Below are 19,240 nucleotides of genomic sequence, written 5' to 3' on the forward strand. Positions count from 1 at the left end.
CATCTTTTGCAAACGTTTCGCCTAATAATTACCTACAGGAAACTGATTAACTAAGTCGGTTTATTTATTACCGCAACAGTGAGTCTGCTGATACAGCTCATTTTACCGCGATCGTTAAAAAGCTTAATATCCCAAATATGGGTTTTGGCACCAATATGAATGGGCGTACACATACCTTTAACCAAACCGCTTTTTAAAGGGCGCAAGTGATTTGCATTTACCTCTAACCCCACGGCAACGTACTTTTCAGGATCAATAAGCATGTAAGATGCGATACTTCCTAATGTTTCTGCCAAAACAACCGATGCTCCACCATGTAAAATTCCTGCAGGCTGGTGTGTGCGTTCATCAACAGGCATCGTCCCCTCGATAAAATCATCACCAATTTTGGTAAATTCGATACCCAACAATGCACCAATATGGTTTTTTGGTCGGCCATTCAGTTCCTCAACGGTAAAATCTCTAAACCACTTCATAACGTTCTGCTAAAACTCCAACATGATGAATAATATGACCGGCAGCTATAAATAAGATCGATTTTACACTGATTTCTCTGGTTGAGGCAATTCCCTTTCTGTTCAATTCTGTATCGTTTAAGCTTTTGAAAAAGTAAAGGTTCGCTTTTCTTAAAGCAGAAAACTCTTCGATCATGTCTTCATAGTTGCGTTCATCGAAGCGGGCATTTGCTACGTATTCATCTTCGTCAAAACCCGGTAATTGCTGCGCTTCATTTCTGGCGAAAGCGGTCATCCGGTAAACAAAAATCCTTTCGCAATCTATAATATGGCCAAGCATTTCTTTTACCGTCCACTTGCCATCGGCGTAAGCAAAATTTTCGTTGTTTTTATTTCTTTCGAACAAAGCTGGTATGGTGAAAACCTGTTCTTCTAAAACGTCAATAATATCGCCATTCACTTTGCTGATATAGGTTTCGCCCCAGGCAGGGTATTCGTTAGGTTGTGGTCGGTTCATATCTTAAACTGCTTTTTAAAATAATTCTGAAGGTTGTTCCTTTGCCGAGCTCAGATTCTTTTACAAAAATTTCGCCGCTATGGTAATTCTCAACAATCCTTTTAGTAAGTGATAAACCAAGTCCCCAGCCACGTTTACGAGTGGTATAACCCGGTTGGAAAACGGCATCAAATTTCGACCGTGGAATACCTTTTCCACTATCCGTAACATCGATAAAAACCTGTTCTTTTGCCAGGTTCTCGATTATATTTACCGAAATCGATCCTTCATTTTCAATGGCATTAGCTGCATTTTTCAAGAGGTTTTCAATCACCCAATCAAACAGTGGCACATTCAATAAGGCTCTTACCTGTTCGTCGCCGGTAATACTAAATTTCACTTTATCGGATGTCCTGACTTTGAAATACCTGATAAAGTCGCTGATTACGATGTAAACAGTATGATCCTCCAGTATAGGTTTCGATCCAATCTTAGAGAAACGGTCGGTAATAATTTCCAGTCGTTTGATATCATTTTCCATCTCAGCAATGAGCGGGTCGTCTTCTGCATCAAATTTGGATTTCATTAATTCGACCCATGCCATGAGCGAGGATATGGGGGTGCCGAGCTGGTGAGCAGTTTCCTTTGCTAAGCCTACCCAAACATGATCTTGCTCGTCTTTTCGGGCAGAGCTAAAGGCGGTATAAGCGGTTAACAGGAAAAGAAAAATTACACCCATTTGGATGTAAGGGAAATATCGAAGCTGTGTGAGGATAAATGAATCTTTGTAGTAAACCAACTTTTTGTCTCCAAAAATATTCATGGTCTCTGGCTTATGCTGACGTTTCATTTGAGCCAATTGTCTTACAAAATATAAACTATCGTAAACCAGTTTATCATTACCAGGATAAAAGGTTTTGGTGCTATCAAGTCCGAAATAAGCAGAGATAAAATCAGCAGAATCGGCTACGATCACAGGTAATTTATTATTGTTTCTTACGCTTTCCACAACAACTCTAAAGTCATCATTATCCATGAGTAACATTGACCGCTCAGTAACCTTCACCCAAAGTTGAAACTGATTTGCTTCCTCACGTTCCATTTTTTTCACAAAAGAATCGGTGTAAAACACTGAAGCAATGCCGATTAGAATGGCAAATATGAGGAGGAAAAACTTCCAGCGGCGTTTCTTTTGATAAGGGTTCATGCTTTAGATGGGCAAATTACAATAACAAAACGAAAAATTCGCAAAAACTGTATCTTTGTACCGTCATGCGTTTTGCGTATGGCGATAAGCGTTTGAACCGCTAATCGCTTAACGCCAACCGCTCAACAAGCCAATGATGGATAAGAAAGTTAGAGTTAGATTTGCCCCAAGCCCAACCGGAGGACTGCATTTAGGCGGTGTACGTACGGCGTTGTTTAATTATTTGTTCGCAAAAAAGAATCATGGAACCTTCGTGCTTCGGGTAGAAGATACCGATCAGAATCGTTTTGTAGAAGGTGCAGAACAGTATATCGTTGATTGTTTAAACTGGTGTGGCATTGCTCCAGATGAAAGTCCGCAGAATCCTGGAGTTTATGGACCTTACCGCCAGAGCGAGCGCAAACCAAGCTATAGAAAGTTTGCCGAACAATTAATTAGCGATGGCTATGCCTATTACGCCTTTGATACTCCTGAAGAACTGGAGGCGAAACGGAAAGAGCTTCTAAACTTCCAATATGGGCAGGCTACCCGGATGCAAATGCGCAATTCATTAACCTTAACCATTAGTGAGGTTGAAGATCTATTGGCTTCAAAAACGCCTCATGTGATTAGACTAAAGGTGCCTGAAGATGAAATTGTTCATTTTAATGATTTAATTCGGGGTGATGTAAGTTTTGAAACTTCATTGGTTGATGATAAAGTTTTATTAAAAGCAGATGGTATGCCGACGTATCATTTGGCGGTTGTGGTAGATGATAAAGCGATGGAAATTTCTCACGCTTTTCGTGGCGAAGAATGGTTACCATCGGCACCAATTCATATTTTGCTGTGGAAATATTTAGGTTGGGAAGCTGATATGCCAGCTTGGGCCCATTTACCTTTAATCCTTAAGCCAGATGGACATGGAAAATTAAGCAAACGCGATGGCGACCGTTTAGGTTTCCCGGTGTATGCTATGAACTGGACGGACCCTAAAACTGGCGATGTAACCAAAGGTTTTAAAGAGATGGGTTTCCTGCCAGAGGCTTTCGTTAATATGCTGGCTTTATTAGGCTGGAATGACGGCACAGATCAGGAGCTTTTCTCGTTAAAAGAATTGGAAGAAAAATTTTCGATAGAGAGAATAAGTAAAGCAGGAGCGAAGTTCGATTTCGAAAAGGCCAAATGGTACAATCACGAATGGATCAAGCAGTCGCCTGTGGCCAGTTTACAGTTACCAGTTAAAGCTGAGCTGCAAAAAGCGGGCATTGAAGTTCAGGATGATCATTTTTTAAATACGATTATCGATTTAATTAAAGATCGTTGTACACTGTTGCCTGATTTTGTGGCGCAAAGCGGATATTTTTTTGCTGCCCCGAGCCAATACGATGAGCAAGCAGTTAAACCAAAATGGACTCCAGAAAAAGCTGAATTCTTTAATGCTTTTGCAGAAAAACTGGCTTTAACTGATGCTGCTAGTGAAGAAGTAGCTTTTAAAGCATTGGCTGAAGAAAAAGGTTTTAAGCCTGGCGAACTGATGTTGCCATTCCGTGTAATGTTGGTTGGTGGTAAGTTTGGTCCTGGTGTTTTTGATATTGCTGTACTGTTGGGTGTAGAAGAAACTAAGGCTAGAATTGCAAAAGCAATTGCAGTGTTTAGTAACTAGATTAAAAGATACGATGTGTAAGCCAGGGAGAAATTTCTGGCTTTTTTATTCCATCAAAACCTAAAAGAATAAATCAGGAAAATAATTTCTACTTTAGTCTAACAATTAACTATGGTTTAAGGTTATTCATAAAATCAAAAATTTAAAAATATGCAGTGGTTCGGAAAAGGTAGCAGCAACATGGAAGATGGTAGAAGCGGAGGTGGTGGTAAAACCATTCTTGGCGGAGGTATCGGTATCGTTGTAGTTATACTCGGTTTAATTTTCGGGAAGGACTTAAGTGGTGTAGTGAGCCAGCTTCCAACTTCACAAGGTACAGAAGAAGTTAAGCAAGGCGTTCCGGCAAATGATCCACAGGCGGTTTTCGTTTCTGGCGTGTTAGAATCTACCGAGCAGGTATGGGATAAAGAATTTCAGGCCATGGGAAAACAATACGAATATCCAAAGCTGAGGTTGTTTAGAGATGGTGTGCAAACTGCATGTGGAAATGCAAGTTCGAACGTGGGTCCGTTTTACTGCCCCGGCGATCAGAAAGTGTACATCGATTTATCATTTTATGATGATTTAAAAAACCGTTTTGGTGCTGCTGGCGATTTCGCTCAAGCTTATGTAATTGCACATGAGGTTGGCCATCACGTTCAAAATTTGCTGGGCATTTCTGCAAAGCTTGATGAAGCCCGCGGTCAGGTTAGCGAGAAAGAATATAACCGTTTATCAGTAAAATTAGAATTACAGGCCGATTTCTTTGCTGGATTATGGGCACATCATGCTCAAAACCTTAAAGATTTTAAGCTGGAAGAAGGTGATATTGAAGAAGCCCTTACAGCAGCAAATGCTATCGGCGACGATAAATTACAGAAGCAAGCCACTGGAGATGTTCAGCCAGATTCTTTTACTCATGGTACTTCACAACAACGTATGTTTTGGTTTAAAAAAGGTTTCGAAACAGGCGATTTTAACCAGGGCGATACTTTTAATCAGCTCTAGAGGTTATTGATAAAGGAAAGTTTAATAGCTGAAATTATTGGCCCACCTAAACCTGATCATAATAAAAAGATCCCGGTTTTTTCAACCGGGACTTGAAATGGAGAGCAGGAATAAGTGTTAATTGTAGTAGTTTAAAACCTTTTCGAAAAAAAATTTTAAAAACCCAAAACCTTTTTAAAACTTTGTTGTTTGTCCCTAGTTAAGGAGATGCTGTCTCCAAACCAAACATAATTATCCTAGCTTCCTATTTGTTTTAATAAAGATGATCCTTATAGTTGATGACAGACCAGAAAACCTCATTTCGTTACAGAAAGTACTACAGGCTCATAATTTTGAGGTAGACACGGCATCATCTGGAGAGGAAGCGTTAAAAAAGGTTTTAAAAAATAATTATGTGCTCATCATTCTGGATGTTCAAATGCCAGATATGGACGGTTTTGAAGTCGCCGAAGCCATTTCGGGATTTAGCAAGGCAAAAGACACTGCAATCATTTTTCTATCGGCAGTAAACACCGAACTTAAATTTATAACCAAAGGATATTTAAGTGGGGGATTAGATTATATCATCAAGCCTGTTGATATCAATATCCTTTTACTTAAAATAAAGACTTTTTACCGCATTTATGAGCAAAGTAGAAAGCTCAATGAGGTTCAAGAAGAGTTATTAAAAGAGATAGAATTTAGAAAACAGGCCGAACAGAAAAAGGACGAATTTATCAGTATTGCCAGCCATGAGTTGAAAACCCCACTCACAAGCGTGAAAGGTTATATCCAACTATTGCAACGGAGCTTGAATAAGGACAACAAAGAAATGGCTCAAAACCACTTGGAAAAAGCCAGTGTTCAGCTTGAAAAACTTAACGAATTGATCGTTGATTTATTGGATATTTCGAAGATTGAAAGTGGCAAGATGAAGTTTAATATGCAAACCTTCTGTGCCGATAACATGGTTAACAATGCCATTGAAATGTTGCAACAATCTAATCCTGATTTTAAAATTACCAAGCTTGGCCAAACCAGCGAAAATATTTTTGGCGATGAAATGCGGTTGGAACAGGTAGTCATCAATTTTATAACCAACGCCATTAAATACGCGCCAGGTACTAACCAGGTAAACGTAACTATCAATATTAGCGACGGGAAGCTTTACCTGGCAGTTAAAGATTTTGGAATAGGCATTTCCAGTGAGCAGCAGGACAAAATATTTGATAAATTTTACCGGGTTGAAGAAAATAGCCATCGGTTTAACGGCTTAGGTATTGGTCTGTACATTTGTGCAGAAATAATTAAACGTCATGGCGGTACTATTGGGGTAAATAGCGTGCCAGATGAAGGCTCCGAGTTCTATTTCATTATTCCAATAACAGAAGAAGAAATTCTGCAAAATCAAATCTAATCATCTCCAAATTATAGAATGAAAACTACCCTTAAAAATAATTTACGTTTAGGTCTGGGCTTATCGCTTATTATTCTTTTTATCAGTTCTTTGGCTTCCTATGTAAGCATCAGCAACCTGATAAAAAGTACGGAGTTGGTGAAACATAGCGATCAGGTAATATTGGATGCTGAAAACATTATCTCTTACCTAAAAGATGCTGAAACTGGGCAAAGAGGATATTTACTTACAGGGAATAAGGTTTTTTTAACACCTTATTATGGTGCCAGCGATTCTGCAGCGGCGATACTGAAAAAGGTAGAGAAAGCAACTGAAGATAACCCTTTACAGCAGAAAAATGTTGCCGGACTTCGCAATATTTTAACTAAAAGAATGGGGATTATTAAATCCACTATTGAGATTAAGGAGCTTGGTGGAGCGGTAGATCCAACGGTATTGTTTCAAGGAAAAGTATACATGGATGAGGCACGGGAAACTGTGAACGCCATGGTTAAAGAAGAACGCAGATTACTAGAGGAACGCACTGTAGAACTCAATAAACTCACTTCTTACACTCCTATTTTAATTTTGATAGCCGCTGCCTTGGCCATTTTAATTACTTTATTTTTCTATAGAAAAGTATCAGTTGATTTTGATGAGCGAGTAAAGTTGCAGGAAGAAATTGAAAGCAAAAAGTACGAAATGGAGAAACGTATTGCAGCTATCAAAGAAATTGCATCCCAAATATCAAACGGCAATTATGGTGTTAAGCTTGATAGCCAAAGCCAGGATGATATTGGAGAACTCTCCGAATCGCTAAATACCATGTCCTCATCGCTGAAAAAATCGTTCGATACGCTCGCAGAAAATGAATGGTTGCAAACTGGTGTAGCTAACTTAAATGTTAAAATGGTTGGTGAAAAGGATGTTTTTCATTTGGCTGATGATATTATTGAGTTATTGGCTACTTACACTAAAAGCCAAATCGGTGCAATTTATTTGTTCAAAGATGATGGTTATCTTCATCTAAAAGGAAAATACGCTTTAGAAGGACAAAACCTTAAAGAAGTTTTAGAGCTTGGACAAGGGTTGATCGGACAAGCTGTAAAATCGGGCAAAAGCATTTTGTTGGAAGATGTACCACAAAGTGAATTAACCATTACACACGCGACAGGAAATATTAAACCCGCACAATTGTTGGTGTTGCCTATTATTAGAAATGGAATTTCAATAGGTGGATTAGAGTTGGGTACCATTACAGCATTTAGCAATTTGCAACTGCAATTTTTAAACTCAGTACTTTCGGATATAGGTACTGCATTATTGGGTGCTCAAAACAGACAAAAATTACAGCAATTGTTAGAAGAAACCCAGGCTCAATCTGAAGAGTTGCAAGTTCAGCACGGGGAGTTGGAAGGTATGAATGCTGAATTGGAAGCACAGGCACAGAAGCTTCAGGCATCAGAAGAGGAACTTAGGGTACAACAAGAAGAATTGCTCCAAAGCAACCAGGAATTAGAAGAACGGAGCAGTTTACTGGAAGAGAAAAATGAACTGATTGAAGAGAGGAATGTAGAAATTCAGCAAAAGGCCGAGGCTTTAGAATTGAGCACAAGGTATAAATCGGAGTTTTTGGCAAATATGTCCCATGAATTGCGTACGCCATTAAACTCCATTCTATTATTGTCGAGATTAATGGCAGAAAATGATGCCATGGACAAAGAGCATCAGGAATATGCTTCTGTAATCCAAAGCTCAGGACAAGGTTTATTGAGTTTGATAGATGAAATTTTAGATCTTTCAAAAATCGAGGCCGGAAAAATGGAGCTCGACCGTTCAAATGTGAAGATTGAGGAAATTGCACAGAACATGCAATCACTGTTTAATCCGTTAGCAAAAGATAAAGCTTTAGAACTTGTTATTGAAAGGGCTAGCAATCTACCCGAATTTTTCAATACCGATAAAATGCGTTTGGAGCAGATTTTAAAGAATTTATTATCAAACGCAATAAAGTTTACTTCAATAGGTTCGGTTAAATTTAATATAGAAAAAGATGAACATTTAAACGCACTTATTTTTAAGGTTAAAGATACTGGTGTGGGCATAGCGCCTGAAAAGCAAGGGATGGTGTTTGAAGCCTTTCAGCAAGCCGATGGTTCTACCCGACGTAAGTTTGGAGGCACGGGTTTGGGTTTATCCATTAGTCGCGAACTGGCTAAGCTTCTGGGTGGTTACATTGAATTGAAAAGTAAGGAAAACGAAGGAAGTGAATTCATTTTGGTTTTACCTATTGATAAGAACAAGGGCTTTGAAGCTTTAAAAGATCAGTGGAAAAAACCTGTTACAGTTTTGCCAGAACTACCGAAAATTCAGCATCTAACGGTAAGTAATATTCCACAGGAAATTGAGGACGATCGGAATAATATTACGCCTGAAGATAAGGTGATTTTAATTGTTGAAGACGATACGCCGTTCGCTAAAACCCTGCTTGATTTTACCCGGAAGCGAAACTATAAAGGATTAGTGGCCGTACGTGGTGATGTTGGAATTGAAATGGCAAAAGCGTATAAGCCACAAGCTATTTTATTGGATATTCAACTGCCAGTTAAAGATGGTTGGCAAGTAATGGAAGAGTTAAAATCCGACCCGACAACGAGGCCTATACCCGTGCATATTATGTCCTCACTGCAGGTTAAAAAGGAAAGTTTGTTAAAAGGTGCAGTCGATTTTATTAACAAGCCCTTCGCTTTCGAGCACATGCAAGAGATATTTTCTAAGCTGGAGAATGCATTAAGCAGACATCCAAAGAAAGTGTTAATTGTGGAAGAAAATGAACAACATGCCAAAGCACTAAGCTACTTTTTAAGCAATTTTAGTATCCAAACGGAAATTGTTAACCAGGTGAGCGAGGGAGTTTCTGCCTTGCACAAATCAGATGTAAACTGCGTGATTTTGGATATGGGCATCCCTGATAAACATGCCTATGATACACTGGAAGTGGTAAAGAAAACACCTGGATTGGAAAATTTACCCATCATCATTTTTACGGGCAAAAACTTATCTAAGGGTGAAGAAAATCGGATCAAGCAATATGCCGATTCGATCGTGGTGAAAACGGCACATTCTTACCAAAGAATTTTAGATGAAGCAGGATTATTTTTGCACTTGGTGGAAGAAAAAAGTCGCGAAAAAACGAAAACACCAAAAGCATTTACCGAACTTCAGGATGTACTAAAAGACAAAACGGTGTTGGTTGCTGATGATGATGTGAGGAACATTTTCTCTTTAACAAAAGTACTGGAGCAACATCAAATGAAAGTTTTGGCGGCGATAGATGGTAAAGAAGCCTTAAAGCTGCTTCAGGAAAACCCGAAAGTAGATGTCGTTTTAATGGATATGATGATGCCTGAGTTAGACGGTTACGAAACTACAACGGCCATTCGGCAAGATATAAAATACCGTAATCTGCCAATTTTAGCGGTTACCGCGAAAGCCATGATGGGCGATAGAGAAAAATGTATTGCTGCGGGTGCTTCAGACTATATAAGCAAACCTGTAGATATGGATCAGTTAGTATCTCTTTTACGAGTTTGGTTATACGAAAATCATCACAAAGCTTAAACCTTTTTAAATAAAATATGCCTCAGAAATTAATTCTCATTATTGATGATGATAATAGAAACATTTTCGCTTTAAAAGCTGTTTTAAAGGCCAAAGGTTTCGATTGTCTCTCTGCCACAAGTGCCCAGGAAGGTTTTTCCATTATGGAAGAAAACGAAAAGGTCGCTGTTGTATTAATGGACATGATGATGCCAGAAATGGATGGTTATCAGGCCATTTCTGTGATCAAAAAATCAGATAAAATGCAAAATATACCTGTTTTAGCGGTTACCGCACAGGCAATGGTAGGCGACAAAGAGAGGTGCCTGGCTGCTGGTGCAGCTGGCTACATATCTAAACCTATAAACGTAGACGAATTATTAACCCAAATAGAAAAAGTAACGCAATAAGTGATCAGCGAGGCGATAGATAATGAACAAATTGATGCATTATTAAGCGATGTATTGGAAGTTCATGGCTACGATTTTTTGGAGTATTCTCATGCCTCTATCAAGCGTAGAATAACCAGATTGTATACCCTTGACAACTTTGTAAGCTTCGCCGAGTTTAGGTATGCGGTTAAAAGTGATAAGCAATATTTCAAACGTTTTTTAGAGGAGATTACTGTAAATGTAACTGAAATGTTCCGTGATCCAGGCTTTTACAGATCGCTGAGACATGATGTGTTACCTGTGTTAGGCACGTATCCGTTCATTAGAATCTGGGTAGCGGGCTGTTCCACAGGAGAGGAAGCTTATTCGCTGGCAATCTTACTTAAAGAATTAAATTTGTTGCAGAAGTCACTGATCTATGCTACCGATATCAATCCTTCAGTTTTAGAAAAGGCCAAAAAAGGCATGTTTCCATTGAATTATTTGAAGGGATACTCGGAGAATTATTTGGCTTCTGATGGCACCAAAGATTTTTCATCGTACTATACCGCAAATTATTCTTTGGCAAAGTTTGATGAATCTTTAAGCAGTAAAATGATTTTTTCTACACATAATCTGGTATCTGATCATTCGTTTAATGAATTTCAGCTTATTTTGTGTAGAAACGTACTGATTTATTTTGATAAGGAATTGCAGCATAAAGTGTTTCAACTTTTTGATAATAGTTTAGAAAAGCTGGGGTATTTGGCTTTGGGCAGTAAAGAGAGTTTAGATTTTTGGCCCAAGGCAAAAGAGTATAAACGCGTTAAACTAGAAAAAATATGGCGCAAACTATAGCAGAGGAAAAGTGCAGTGCTTTGGTTATTGGTGGATCTGCAGGCAGTTTAGATGTGTTATTGGAAATTTTTCCTGATTTGAAAAGTAATTTGAGTTTTCCTATTATTTTGGTCACACACCGAAAATCGGGGAACGACTCACTGCTAACGGATTTATTGAAAAGCCGAACCCATTTGATTGTAAATGAGGCGGAAGAAAAGCAGCCAATTTTGAGAGGGAACGTATACATTACGCCTGGCGATTATCATCTGTTAATTGAAGAAGACATTACGATTTCTTTAGATTATTCAGAAAAAGTGAACTATTCACGACCATCGATTGACGTTACTTTTCAATCGGCAGCTGAAGTTTTCAAAGATGAACTGGTATGCATTTTATTGTCAGGATCAAACGCTGATGGGGTAGAAGGATTAAAGATAGTTGAAAAATGGGGTGGAAGAGTGATTATCCAAAATCCGGATACCGCTATAATGCCGTATATGCCACAGCAAGCTTTAAATGAGATAAAAACAGCTCTTGTTTTAAATAGTTTTGAGATGGCTGCGTTTATAAACAAACTAAATAATTAAAATTAACTGCCTTTAGGAGATAACTTATGGCTGATGCAAAAAAAGTGTTCGTGTTTGATGATAACAGAGATATTTTAGATCTCTGTACTTTCATTTTGGAAGATGCGGGCTATGAAATTAAAACTTCCGAAACGGCAAATGATATTGAAAACCAGGTAGCTTCCTATATGCCAGATATTATTTTCATGGACAATTGGCTTCCCGATTTAGGCGGTATACAGGCAACTAAGGCCATCAAGAATAATCCTGATTTGAAACACATTCCTGTGATTTATTTTTCGGCAAATAACGATATCTCAGCCTTGGCTGATGAAGCGGGTGCAGATAGCTATCTCTCCAAACCTTTTGATATTGAAGCTTTAGAAGGGATTGTAAAAAAATATTTGAGTTAATTTTTACCCCATATTCTCGTATTCAAATCAAGCTCTTTTACAATATCATACATGAATTTGATAGTAGAGATATCTTCATTTAGTAAATCCGGATTAAGCAAAGATTTAAAGATGGGCGCCTCAAAATAGTTTCGATCCAAGGGGAAACCGATGTATATTCTAGATTGAATAAACGACAGCGAGATGGAGTATTTGGAATTATGATTCAGTCTGAGAATGCGTTCCATCATTGCTGGTGTTAACAAATAACGAGATTCAACCTGATCGGTGCCGTAGGTAATAAATGTTTTGTCGAAATCTACATTTTCTAGTTTGATCACATCCTTATCACTAAAAGAAAATAAATTTGTAGAAAACCATGCGCTGATTGCACTACCAAAACCTTTAGGCCGAACGATGGTTGAGCCATTAAAGTTTTTGTTAAAATCGGCTACAAAAATGATTCCTTTAAATATATCATGCCATTCTGTTTTTCTTCCGTTTTTGGTTTGTGTAACGGTTTTGTATTCAGCATGAACTTCCGCAAAGTAAAAGGCGGTTTTCTCCGCTCTTCCACTTACTAAATCTTCAGTCTTGTATCGATCGGGTTCAGTTGTAAAAAGCTGAGAATGGATAAACTCATGTGCTACAATTCCATTTTGAGGAGCAATAGTCAGGCTCGAATCCAGAAACCGAAGTGCTTCACTAATTACATCACGTTTATAGGTATGTTTATAAGCCTGTAATTCATCATTAATTTTAAAAAGTACAATTCCACCGTAAATAACCGGAGCCAAACCCGCGATTATCGATGGCATGGGAAAGCCTAAAACCGAGCCAATTATGCCTAATAAAATGCCACCTCCGATGAAATAGTAACCTTTTTTTTGGGTGGAAGCAATTTTTTTGCGCTCCACTTCCATGGTAGCCAAAATGTTTTGAAGGGCTACATTTCCTGCTAAACTAGAAAATTGCATTAATTGTTAAATAAATCTTTTGCGCTGATATTTTTTCGTTCTTCCACAGCAGTTTCAAGCACCGGAACTGGATGGAAGTTTAACATTCCGGCAAATAAACTTCCTGGAAACATCATAATGGAATTATTGTAATCAGTAACAGCAGCATTATAAGATCTTCTGGCAGCAGCAATTTGTTCTTCACTTTCCGCCCAGGTACTTTGAAGATTAATAAAGTTGGTATTAGCCTTCAGATCAGGATAATTTTCTACATTAACCATCAATCCTTTCACGCTTGTACTTAGCTGACTGTCAATTTGTGCTTTTTCAGCATCGCTGATATTACCGGCAGAAGCCCGAGTCCTAAGTTCTACAATTTTAGAAAGGGTTTCCGACTCGTAATTGGTGTATTGCTTTACCACCTCTACTAGGTTGGGAATCAGGTCAAATCGTTTTTTAAGCATTACATCGATTGCTGAAAAAGCATTAGTAACCTGATTCTTTTTACCGATTAGTGAGTTGTAAAAGAAAATGCCGATAATGATTAAGATAACGAGAATAATTGCGATAATCATGATTTAGTTTTTTGGGTTTAGATATTTAAAGATATAAAAAGGTTCGACATTTTTTCTATTTAGCGCTTTTCCTTTTTAGCGGCTTCCTTTTCCCGTTTTTGCCTTCGTTGTAACCTTTTTTGTTTTCTAATGCGATGATTTTCTCGCATTTCGTTAAAATTTTTAATATGTTTTTTAATTTCCTGTTGCTTTTCTTCGGTAATTCCAACGCTGTTTTTAATGCCTAAAAAAAGGCTTTTCCAAATCATGTTAAAAAATGAAGTGTTTTCTACCCTTTCATAATCTACTTTCGCTGGGGTAAATTTCCCATTCCTATCCGGGTTTTCTGAGTTGATAACCAACGCATTGGCTAAAATAGAAAGCAGCCCACGGGTAACCAAATGATCTTTAGAGGGATCGTTTTTCATTAGCGCTACTGATAAGTCATAGTAGTAGAAATTAACATTGCCCTTTGCGCCATCATTATTGGCTTTGAAATTAAAGTTAAGCTTATCTACAATTCCTCTATTGATGCGCACAAGTCCTAAAGGTTTCGTTATTTGGTTTAAAACTCTGGCATTAAAGGTCCGTAGTTGCCCTTTATACGTAAATGCCCCGTCTTTGGCAATCAGATCGAAGTTGAAAGCCAAATCAAGTTCTCCCTGGCCGAGCAAATAAGTTTTTAGCTTCACTTCCATGTTCGGGTTTATCGCTTTTATTCTATCGAGATTAGTTACATTTTTAAAAGTTCCCGCTGTTTTCTCGAATGAAATTTTACCTCGCTGCTGGCTCTCCGCATTATAAATCGCATAACTTACATCAACATCTTTTAAGTTAATTTTTTGAACAAGTACAGGGACACCCATTGATTGCAACAATTGATGAGGAAACCTTCCTACTTGTTTCTGAACGCTATCTGCAGGGTTTCGGTTGCTCCCCATGCTATTATCGTTAAAAACTGAAACAAAGCCATTTGCTATATTCATTTCGTTGGCTCTGAATTCCTGTTTACTGATGTATATGGGTAAGTCGATTCCTTTGATTGAAATATTGCTCATTTCTACATGAAACCGATCTTTAGAATAGCCTGCAACTTTCCCAAACTTCATTTCATCATGAAGCGGTTTAACCTCAAATCTATTTATCCTTAAACTTCCAGTCGATGCTTTAAAATCAAGTTGGTTCAGTTTGATATGATACATCTGATCAGGAGTGGGATATGTATAATCTTTTAGGTTGATGATTACATCCTTAAGCAGGTAAAAGCGATCAGGATCTTCTGCGGAGGTTGAATCGACCAACAAATCTTTAAGCGTAATATTCAAATCATCAATAATAAAAGGTACTGAATTTGGTATATTCTTATTGACATATTTAAAGCTAGCATCTCTGAAAAGAATGTTATCGATACGAAACTCCTTTAGGTTTTGCGAAATCATCCCATAAGGAGATTTTATAGGTCTGGGTGGCCGGTTCTCATTAAATTCAAATTGACGATTCATCATACTAACCTCGGGTTTATCGAAAATCACCTCTTCGAGTTGGAGCTTCTGATGCCGATAAAGTGTAATAGGATGGAAATGTTTAACCTGAAGTTTTTTGAGGGTAACGGTGTAAAGATTGTTAGGCGCCCTTTTTAAAGTGATCAGTTGGTTGAAACGGTTGGTGTCAGGCGTAATTTTTACATTGTAAAGGGTAGCACTACCAGTTAAAATATTGGTGGTAACTTTAGAAAAACTAATGGTATAAAGGCTATCTGTTGATTTATATAAAAGTGTTTTGATGCGGCTGGAAAGTAGCGGCTGCGATTTCACATTTAAAAACCAGGCTAATCCTGCAAGTAGGATAAGGATAATCAGTAATATTGCGGCAATCCATTTTAAAAGCTTATATCTGTTTGATTTTGTATCAGGCATTTAACGAAAGGACTTGTTTTCATAGCAATATACATTTATAATCGTATTGTAAAAAATGTTGCCTAATTTTTCTCCCTTCTGGCTTTCCGTGCTTCTTTTCGATCTGCTCTTTTTTGTTCTCTTATCTTCTTTGCGATTACTTTTTGCTGTTGAACAGGGTTTTTTTCAGGCACAATACCTACACCAACAATATCTTTTATACCCACAAATAGGGTTTTCCACATCAAATTGAAAAACGATCCCGAATTAATTCGCCTTGTACTTATGTTAGCGGTTCGTGCAGGGTCGCCCTTACTTGGGTTCTCATCTTTAACTAGAATAGTATTGGCTAGAAACGATAATAATCCTTTTTGCTTTGTGCCTTCGCCGTCAATATTATCAGAAAGTAATTTAACTTTTAAATTGTTATACAACATGGTCATCGAGCCAGAGGCCGATCGTAGGTTTCCATTTGCTTTAAATGTTATATTTTGGATATTTCCGCTTTCCACCTCAATTAAACCTAAGTTTTTTGATAATGAATTGAGATTTTTCAAATCGAATTTTCCCAGGCTACCGCTATAGCTGAATGCCCCATTATCAGCTGTGAGATTAAAATCAATTTTTACATTCAATTTTCCTGTGCCCATTAACATGGTATTCAAATCAGCAATTGCATGATTTTTTTTAACTAAACGTAAACTATCATTGGTAACGTTGTATATATTTCCCTTCAAAGATGTAAATTCAACTGAACCTGTTTTTTTACTTGCAGGGTTATACTCTGAATAGTTAACATCTACATTTCTTAGTTTTACAGTGTCGATAATGATTGGAATGTTTAACCGCTTCAAAGCCAGATGTGGATAGTTCTTTCCTTTATCCAGGCCTGGGAGAGGTGGTGATTCTCTGCTCATGAATACAGCAACATTGGCGGGCCCGATTTTAATGGAATTTGCTTCAATTTTTTGATCAGTATTCAGTTTTATAAAATCTATTCCGTTAAATTCTATGTTGCTAAAACTTAAGTCATACCGATCCTTTTGAACCTTGTATTTTCTTGAAAATTCCAGTTCAGGATAAAGCGGCTTCAATGTAAATCCTTTAATACTAAGTTTTTTTGATGAATAAGAGCCACTAATCGTATCGATTTTCATGGTGTACATCCTATCCTTTGTATTGGATTTATAGCCGGCAACATGAAACGAAATATCTTTCGTATAATAAAATCTGGAAGTGTCTTTTCCGGATAATGAATCTAAAAGGAAATCTTTAACCGTAACGTCGAGGTGTTTAACGCTGTTTTTTGCTTTAATAGAAGTGCTCTTGTTGATATAATCGAAATCGGCATCTATAATTTTAATAGATTTTATAGCTGCGGATTTAAAGTTTTTTGAAATCTGGTCGTAAAGTGATTTTTGAACCTTACTGGTATCTATTTTTTTAGGAACCTTATTAAAAGTTACATTGATGGACGGCCGATCGAGTAGGATTTGGTTAATGTTCAATCGTTTTTTGAAATAGGCAGTCAAAATGCTCACCCTTGTGATTTGAAGTTTTTTAAGCTTTATTTCGAAGGTATGAGCAGGGGCTAATCTTTGTTGTTTTAAGGAATCGTAAACCGACGAGTCTGCTTTAAGCGTTACATCGCGAAGGGCCAAACTTCCGGTAATTACGTTTAAGTTAATACTTTTGAAATCTATTTTATAAAGATGACTAGATGCATTATAAACCCCTTCTTTAATTTTTTCGGTTAAAATTGGCTTCCAGCGGGCACTAATAAACATTGCCCCAAAGGCTAAAATGAGGATTAATCCACCAGCAATACTACCTATCCAAATCCAAAGGTTGTTCCTGTTTTTAGCTGTCATTTTTTTGGTTTATCGCTATAGAACAGTTGATTCCTAGAAAGGTTTGTTTTACTGCGTTTTCTGATTGCACAAACCCTTGTTAATAAACCCTATTAACGCGTAAATACTTTTTAATTGTAGTAATTTTTGGAGTTCCCAATGGCTTTCATTATGAAAAAGATTGTAGCATAAAGCGGGCTGGCGTTACCGAAGAGATACAACGAGTGCTTTACCAAATGACAACGAGCAACGTTTCCGCTAACATCATCACTTATAATTACTTAGTGTAGGGCTTCAATAAGGAATAATTCCTTAATATAATTAGTGAATTAACATTAACTTAACATTGGGCTTGTAGCTTTGCAACATATTAGAAATTAACATGAACAATATTTTTAAGTTCTTTACACCTCAAGACAGAAAATTTCATCCTCTTTTTGAGCAAGCTGGTAGCAATGCATTAAAAATTGCTGAAGCATTATTAGAGATGGTCAGTACTGCTGATGCTGAAAGCAGGAAAACAATTTTTAAGGAAATTGAACGCTTAGAGCATGTAGGAGACGATATTACGCATTCAATTTTTCTTGAATTGAGCAGGAACTTTATCACACCCTTTGATAGGGAAGATATTCACCAGTTGGCTACAGCTGTTGATGACGTTGCCGATTATATTTACGGTACAGCTAATCGGATGCAAATGTATAATATGAATACCATTAGCGAGCCAATTGTTAAAATTGCAGAACTTTTAGTAGAAATGTGTACTGATATTGATAAAGCAATTAAAGAGTTACGCAGTTTCAAAAACATACGTGTAATTGCTGATGCTTGTATCCGTATTAATAGCGGCGAAAACCAGGCAGATTATGTATTTACACTGGCGGTTGCCCGTTTATTTGAATACGAAACCAATGCAATTGAATTAATTAAACAAAAAGAGGTTTTACAAACGATAGAAAAAGCGACAGATAAGTGTGAGGATGTAGCAAATGTGCTGGAAACTATCTTAGTTAAAAACGCTTAATAATAAACAAACATGGTAACTACCTTATTGGTTGTTGTTGTAATTCTGGCTATTGCTTTCGATTACATTAACGGTTTTCACGATGCCGCTAATTCGATTGCAACAGTTGTTTCTACAAAAGTTCTTACGCCTTTTCAGGCGGTTTTATGGGCTGCGCTTTTTAATTTTGCAGCTTACTTTTATTTTACCGATCATAAGGTTGCCAACACGGTTGCCAAGACAGTAATTGAAAATTATATTACCTTAGAGGTAATTCTGGCTGGTTTAGTGGCCGCTATTATATGGAATTTGTTAACATGGTGGTACGGTATTCCCTCGAGTTCCTCGCATACACTAATTGGTGGCTTTGCTGGCGCCGGTATGACACATGCTTTGCTTATCGGCGCTAGTCCGATGGATGCAGTGAACATGGGTTATGTAATTAAAATTGTATCCTTCATTGTACTTGCTCCAATTATTGGTTTGGTCATTTCAGTAGTATTAACCCTAATTATCATTAATATTTGTCGCTATGCTAAGCCTTCAACGGCGGAGAAGTGGTTTAAACGTCTGCAGTTATTATCATCTGCTGCTTTAAGTTTCTTTCATGGCGGTAACGATGCACAAAAGGTAATGGGTATTATTGCCACTGCATTAATCGCTGCTAAAGTGATTCCTGATTTTGATTCAATGCCAGCTTGGGTACCAATTGCTTGTTATTCGGCAATTTCACTAGGGACCATGAGTGGTGGCTGGAAAATTGTTAAAACAATGGGGTCAAAAATTACCAAAGTGACAGCATTGGAAGGTGTCGCCGCTGAAGGTGCAGGTGCCATTACCTTGGGTATTACTGAGCATTTTGGTATCCCGGTTTCTACAACGCATACCATTACAGGTTCAATTGTAGGTGTTGGAGTGGTAAAAAGTGTATCTGCTGTTCGTTGGGGTGTAACCATTAACCTCATTTGGGCCTGGGTGTTAACCATTCCGGTTTCAGCAACTTTAGCCGCCCTTATTTACGGAGCGATTTATTATTTCAAATAGACAA

17 protein-coding genes are annotated in these 19,240 nt (G+C 37.7%); 10 read left to right on the forward strand and 7 right to left on the reverse strand.

What is annotated here, in order from left to right; translation table 11 throughout:
• Positions 1 to 50: 50 nt before the first annotated feature.
• From OQZ33_RS01395 to OQZ33_RS01405, 3 genes are read right to left on the reverse strand one after another with little or no spacing between them, the layout of a single operon-like run.
• Positions 51 to 476 carry a hotdog fold thioesterase gene (locus tag OQZ33_RS01395; RefSeq protein WP_265797254.1) on the reverse strand — a complete coding sequence of 142 codons (426 nt, stop codon included), beginning with the start codon at positions 474 to 476 and terminating at the stop codon, positions 51 to 53.
• Positions 463 to 972 (reverse strand): DinB family protein, encoded by a 510-nt coding sequence (locus tag OQZ33_RS01400; RefSeq protein WP_265797255.1) that lies wholly within the window; start codon positions 970 to 972, stop codon positions 463 to 465. Before OQZ33_RS01400 ends, OQZ33_RS01395 begins: the two co-directional genes overlap by 14 nt.
• Entirely contained in the window at positions 953 to 2,158 is a 1,206-nt protein-coding gene (locus OQZ33_RS01405; RefSeq protein ID WP_265797256.1) for a sensor histidine kinase, read from the reverse strand. Before OQZ33_RS01405 ends, OQZ33_RS01400 begins: the two co-directional genes overlap by 20 nt.
• A 136-nt stretch (positions 2,159 to 2,294) precedes the next feature.
• On the opposite strand from OQZ33_RS01405, the gene gltX reads away from it, so the two are divergent.
• The 8 genes from gltX to OQZ33_RS01445 all read left to right on the forward strand — a co-directional run bounded on the left by gltX (position 2,295) and on the right by OQZ33_RS01445 (position 11,955).
• Complete coding sequence (gene gltX / locus OQZ33_RS01410) at positions 2,295 to 3,803, forward strand: glutamate--tRNA ligase (RefSeq protein WP_265797257.1); 1,509 nt, start codon at positions 2,295 to 2,297, stop codon at positions 3,801 to 3,803.
• Between the two features lie 150 nt (positions 3,804 to 3,953).
• The gene (locus tag OQZ33_RS01415) at positions 3,954 to 4,790 is read left to right on the forward strand and encodes a neutral zinc metallopeptidase (RefSeq protein WP_265797258.1); all 837 of its coding nucleotides are present in this window, start codon (positions 3,954 to 3,956) and stop codon (positions 4,788 to 4,790) included.
• Positions 4,791 to 5,052: 262 nt separating this feature from the next.
• Positions 5,053 to 6,186, forward strand: a complete 1,134-nt coding sequence (locus tag OQZ33_RS01420) for a hybrid sensor histidine kinase/response regulator (RefSeq protein WP_265797259.1) — start codon at positions 5,053 to 5,055, stop codon at positions 6,184 to 6,186.
• Between the two features lie 18 nt (positions 6,187 to 6,204).
• Positions 6,205 to 9,786, forward strand: a complete 3,582-nt coding sequence (locus OQZ33_RS01425) for a response regulator (protein WP_265797260.1) — start codon at positions 6,205 to 6,207, stop codon at positions 9,784 to 9,786.
• 17 nt (positions 9,787 to 9,803) lie between these two features.
• Positions 9,804 to 10,175, forward strand: coding sequence for a response regulator (locus OQZ33_RS01430; protein ID WP_265797261.1), 372 nt, complete (start codon positions 9,804 to 9,806; stop codon positions 10,173 to 10,175).
• On the forward strand, positions 10,176 to 10,994 hold the full coding sequence (locus OQZ33_RS01435; RefSeq protein ID WP_265797262.1) for a CheR family methyltransferase: 819 nt from the start codon (positions 10,176 to 10,178) through the stop codon (positions 10,992 to 10,994).
• Positions 10,979 to 11,563, forward strand: coding sequence for a chemotaxis protein CheB (locus tag OQZ33_RS01440; protein ID WP_265797263.1), 585 nt, complete (start codon positions 10,979 to 10,981; stop codon positions 11,561 to 11,563). The genes OQZ33_RS01435 and OQZ33_RS01440 overlap by 16 nt, the downstream gene beginning before the upstream one ends.
• Before the next feature lie 26 nt (positions 11,564 to 11,589).
• Positions 11,590 to 11,955: a response regulator gene (locus OQZ33_RS01445; protein WP_265797264.1), complete on the forward strand. Its 366-nt coding sequence runs from the start codon at positions 11,590 to 11,592 to the stop codon at positions 11,953 to 11,955.
• On the opposite strand, the gene OQZ33_RS01450 is transcribed toward OQZ33_RS01445, so the two are convergent.
• The 4 genes from OQZ33_RS01450 to OQZ33_RS01465 form a co-directional block, all read right to left on the reverse strand.
• A complete protein-coding gene (locus OQZ33_RS01450) occupies positions 11,952 to 12,911 on the reverse strand; it encodes a DUF3137 domain-containing protein (protein ID WP_265797265.1) in 960 nt (319 codons plus the stop codon). The genes OQZ33_RS01445 and OQZ33_RS01450 overlap by 4 nt on opposite strands.
• On the reverse strand, positions 12,911 to 13,465 hold the full coding sequence (locus tag OQZ33_RS01455; protein ID WP_265797266.1) for a LemA family protein: 555 nt from the start codon (positions 13,463 to 13,465) through the stop codon (positions 12,911 to 12,913). The genes OQZ33_RS01450 and OQZ33_RS01455 overlap by 1 nt, the downstream gene beginning before the upstream one ends.
• 59 nt (positions 13,466 to 13,524) lie before the next feature.
• Positions 13,525 to 15,360, reverse strand: coding sequence for a hypothetical protein (locus OQZ33_RS01460; RefSeq protein WP_265797267.1), 1,836 nt, complete (start codon positions 15,358 to 15,360; stop codon positions 13,525 to 13,527).
• A gap of 62 nt (positions 15,361 to 15,422) precedes the next feature.
• Positions 15,423 to 17,210 (reverse strand): hypothetical protein, encoded by a 1,788-nt coding sequence (locus OQZ33_RS01465; protein ID WP_265797268.1) that lies wholly within the window; start codon positions 17,208 to 17,210, stop codon positions 15,423 to 15,425.
• Positions 17,211 to 17,571: 361 nt separating this feature from the next.
• On the opposite strand from OQZ33_RS01465, the gene OQZ33_RS01470 reads away from it, so the two are divergent.
• A complete protein-coding gene (locus OQZ33_RS01470; RefSeq protein WP_010599217.1) occupies positions 17,572 to 18,213 on the forward strand; it encodes a DUF47 domain-containing protein in 642 nt (213 codons plus the stop codon).
• 12 nt (positions 18,214 to 18,225) lie between these two features.
• Positions 18,226 to 19,236, forward strand: coding sequence for an inorganic phosphate transporter (locus OQZ33_RS01475; RefSeq protein WP_056850681.1), 1,011 nt, complete (start codon positions 18,226 to 18,228; stop codon positions 19,234 to 19,236).
• Positions 19,237 to 19,240 lie beyond the last annotated feature (4 nt).

Source organism: Pedobacter sp. MC2016-05 (genome assembly GCF_026239735.1).
GTDB lineage: Bacteria > Bacteroidota > Bacteroidia > Sphingobacteriales > Sphingobacteriaceae > Pedobacter.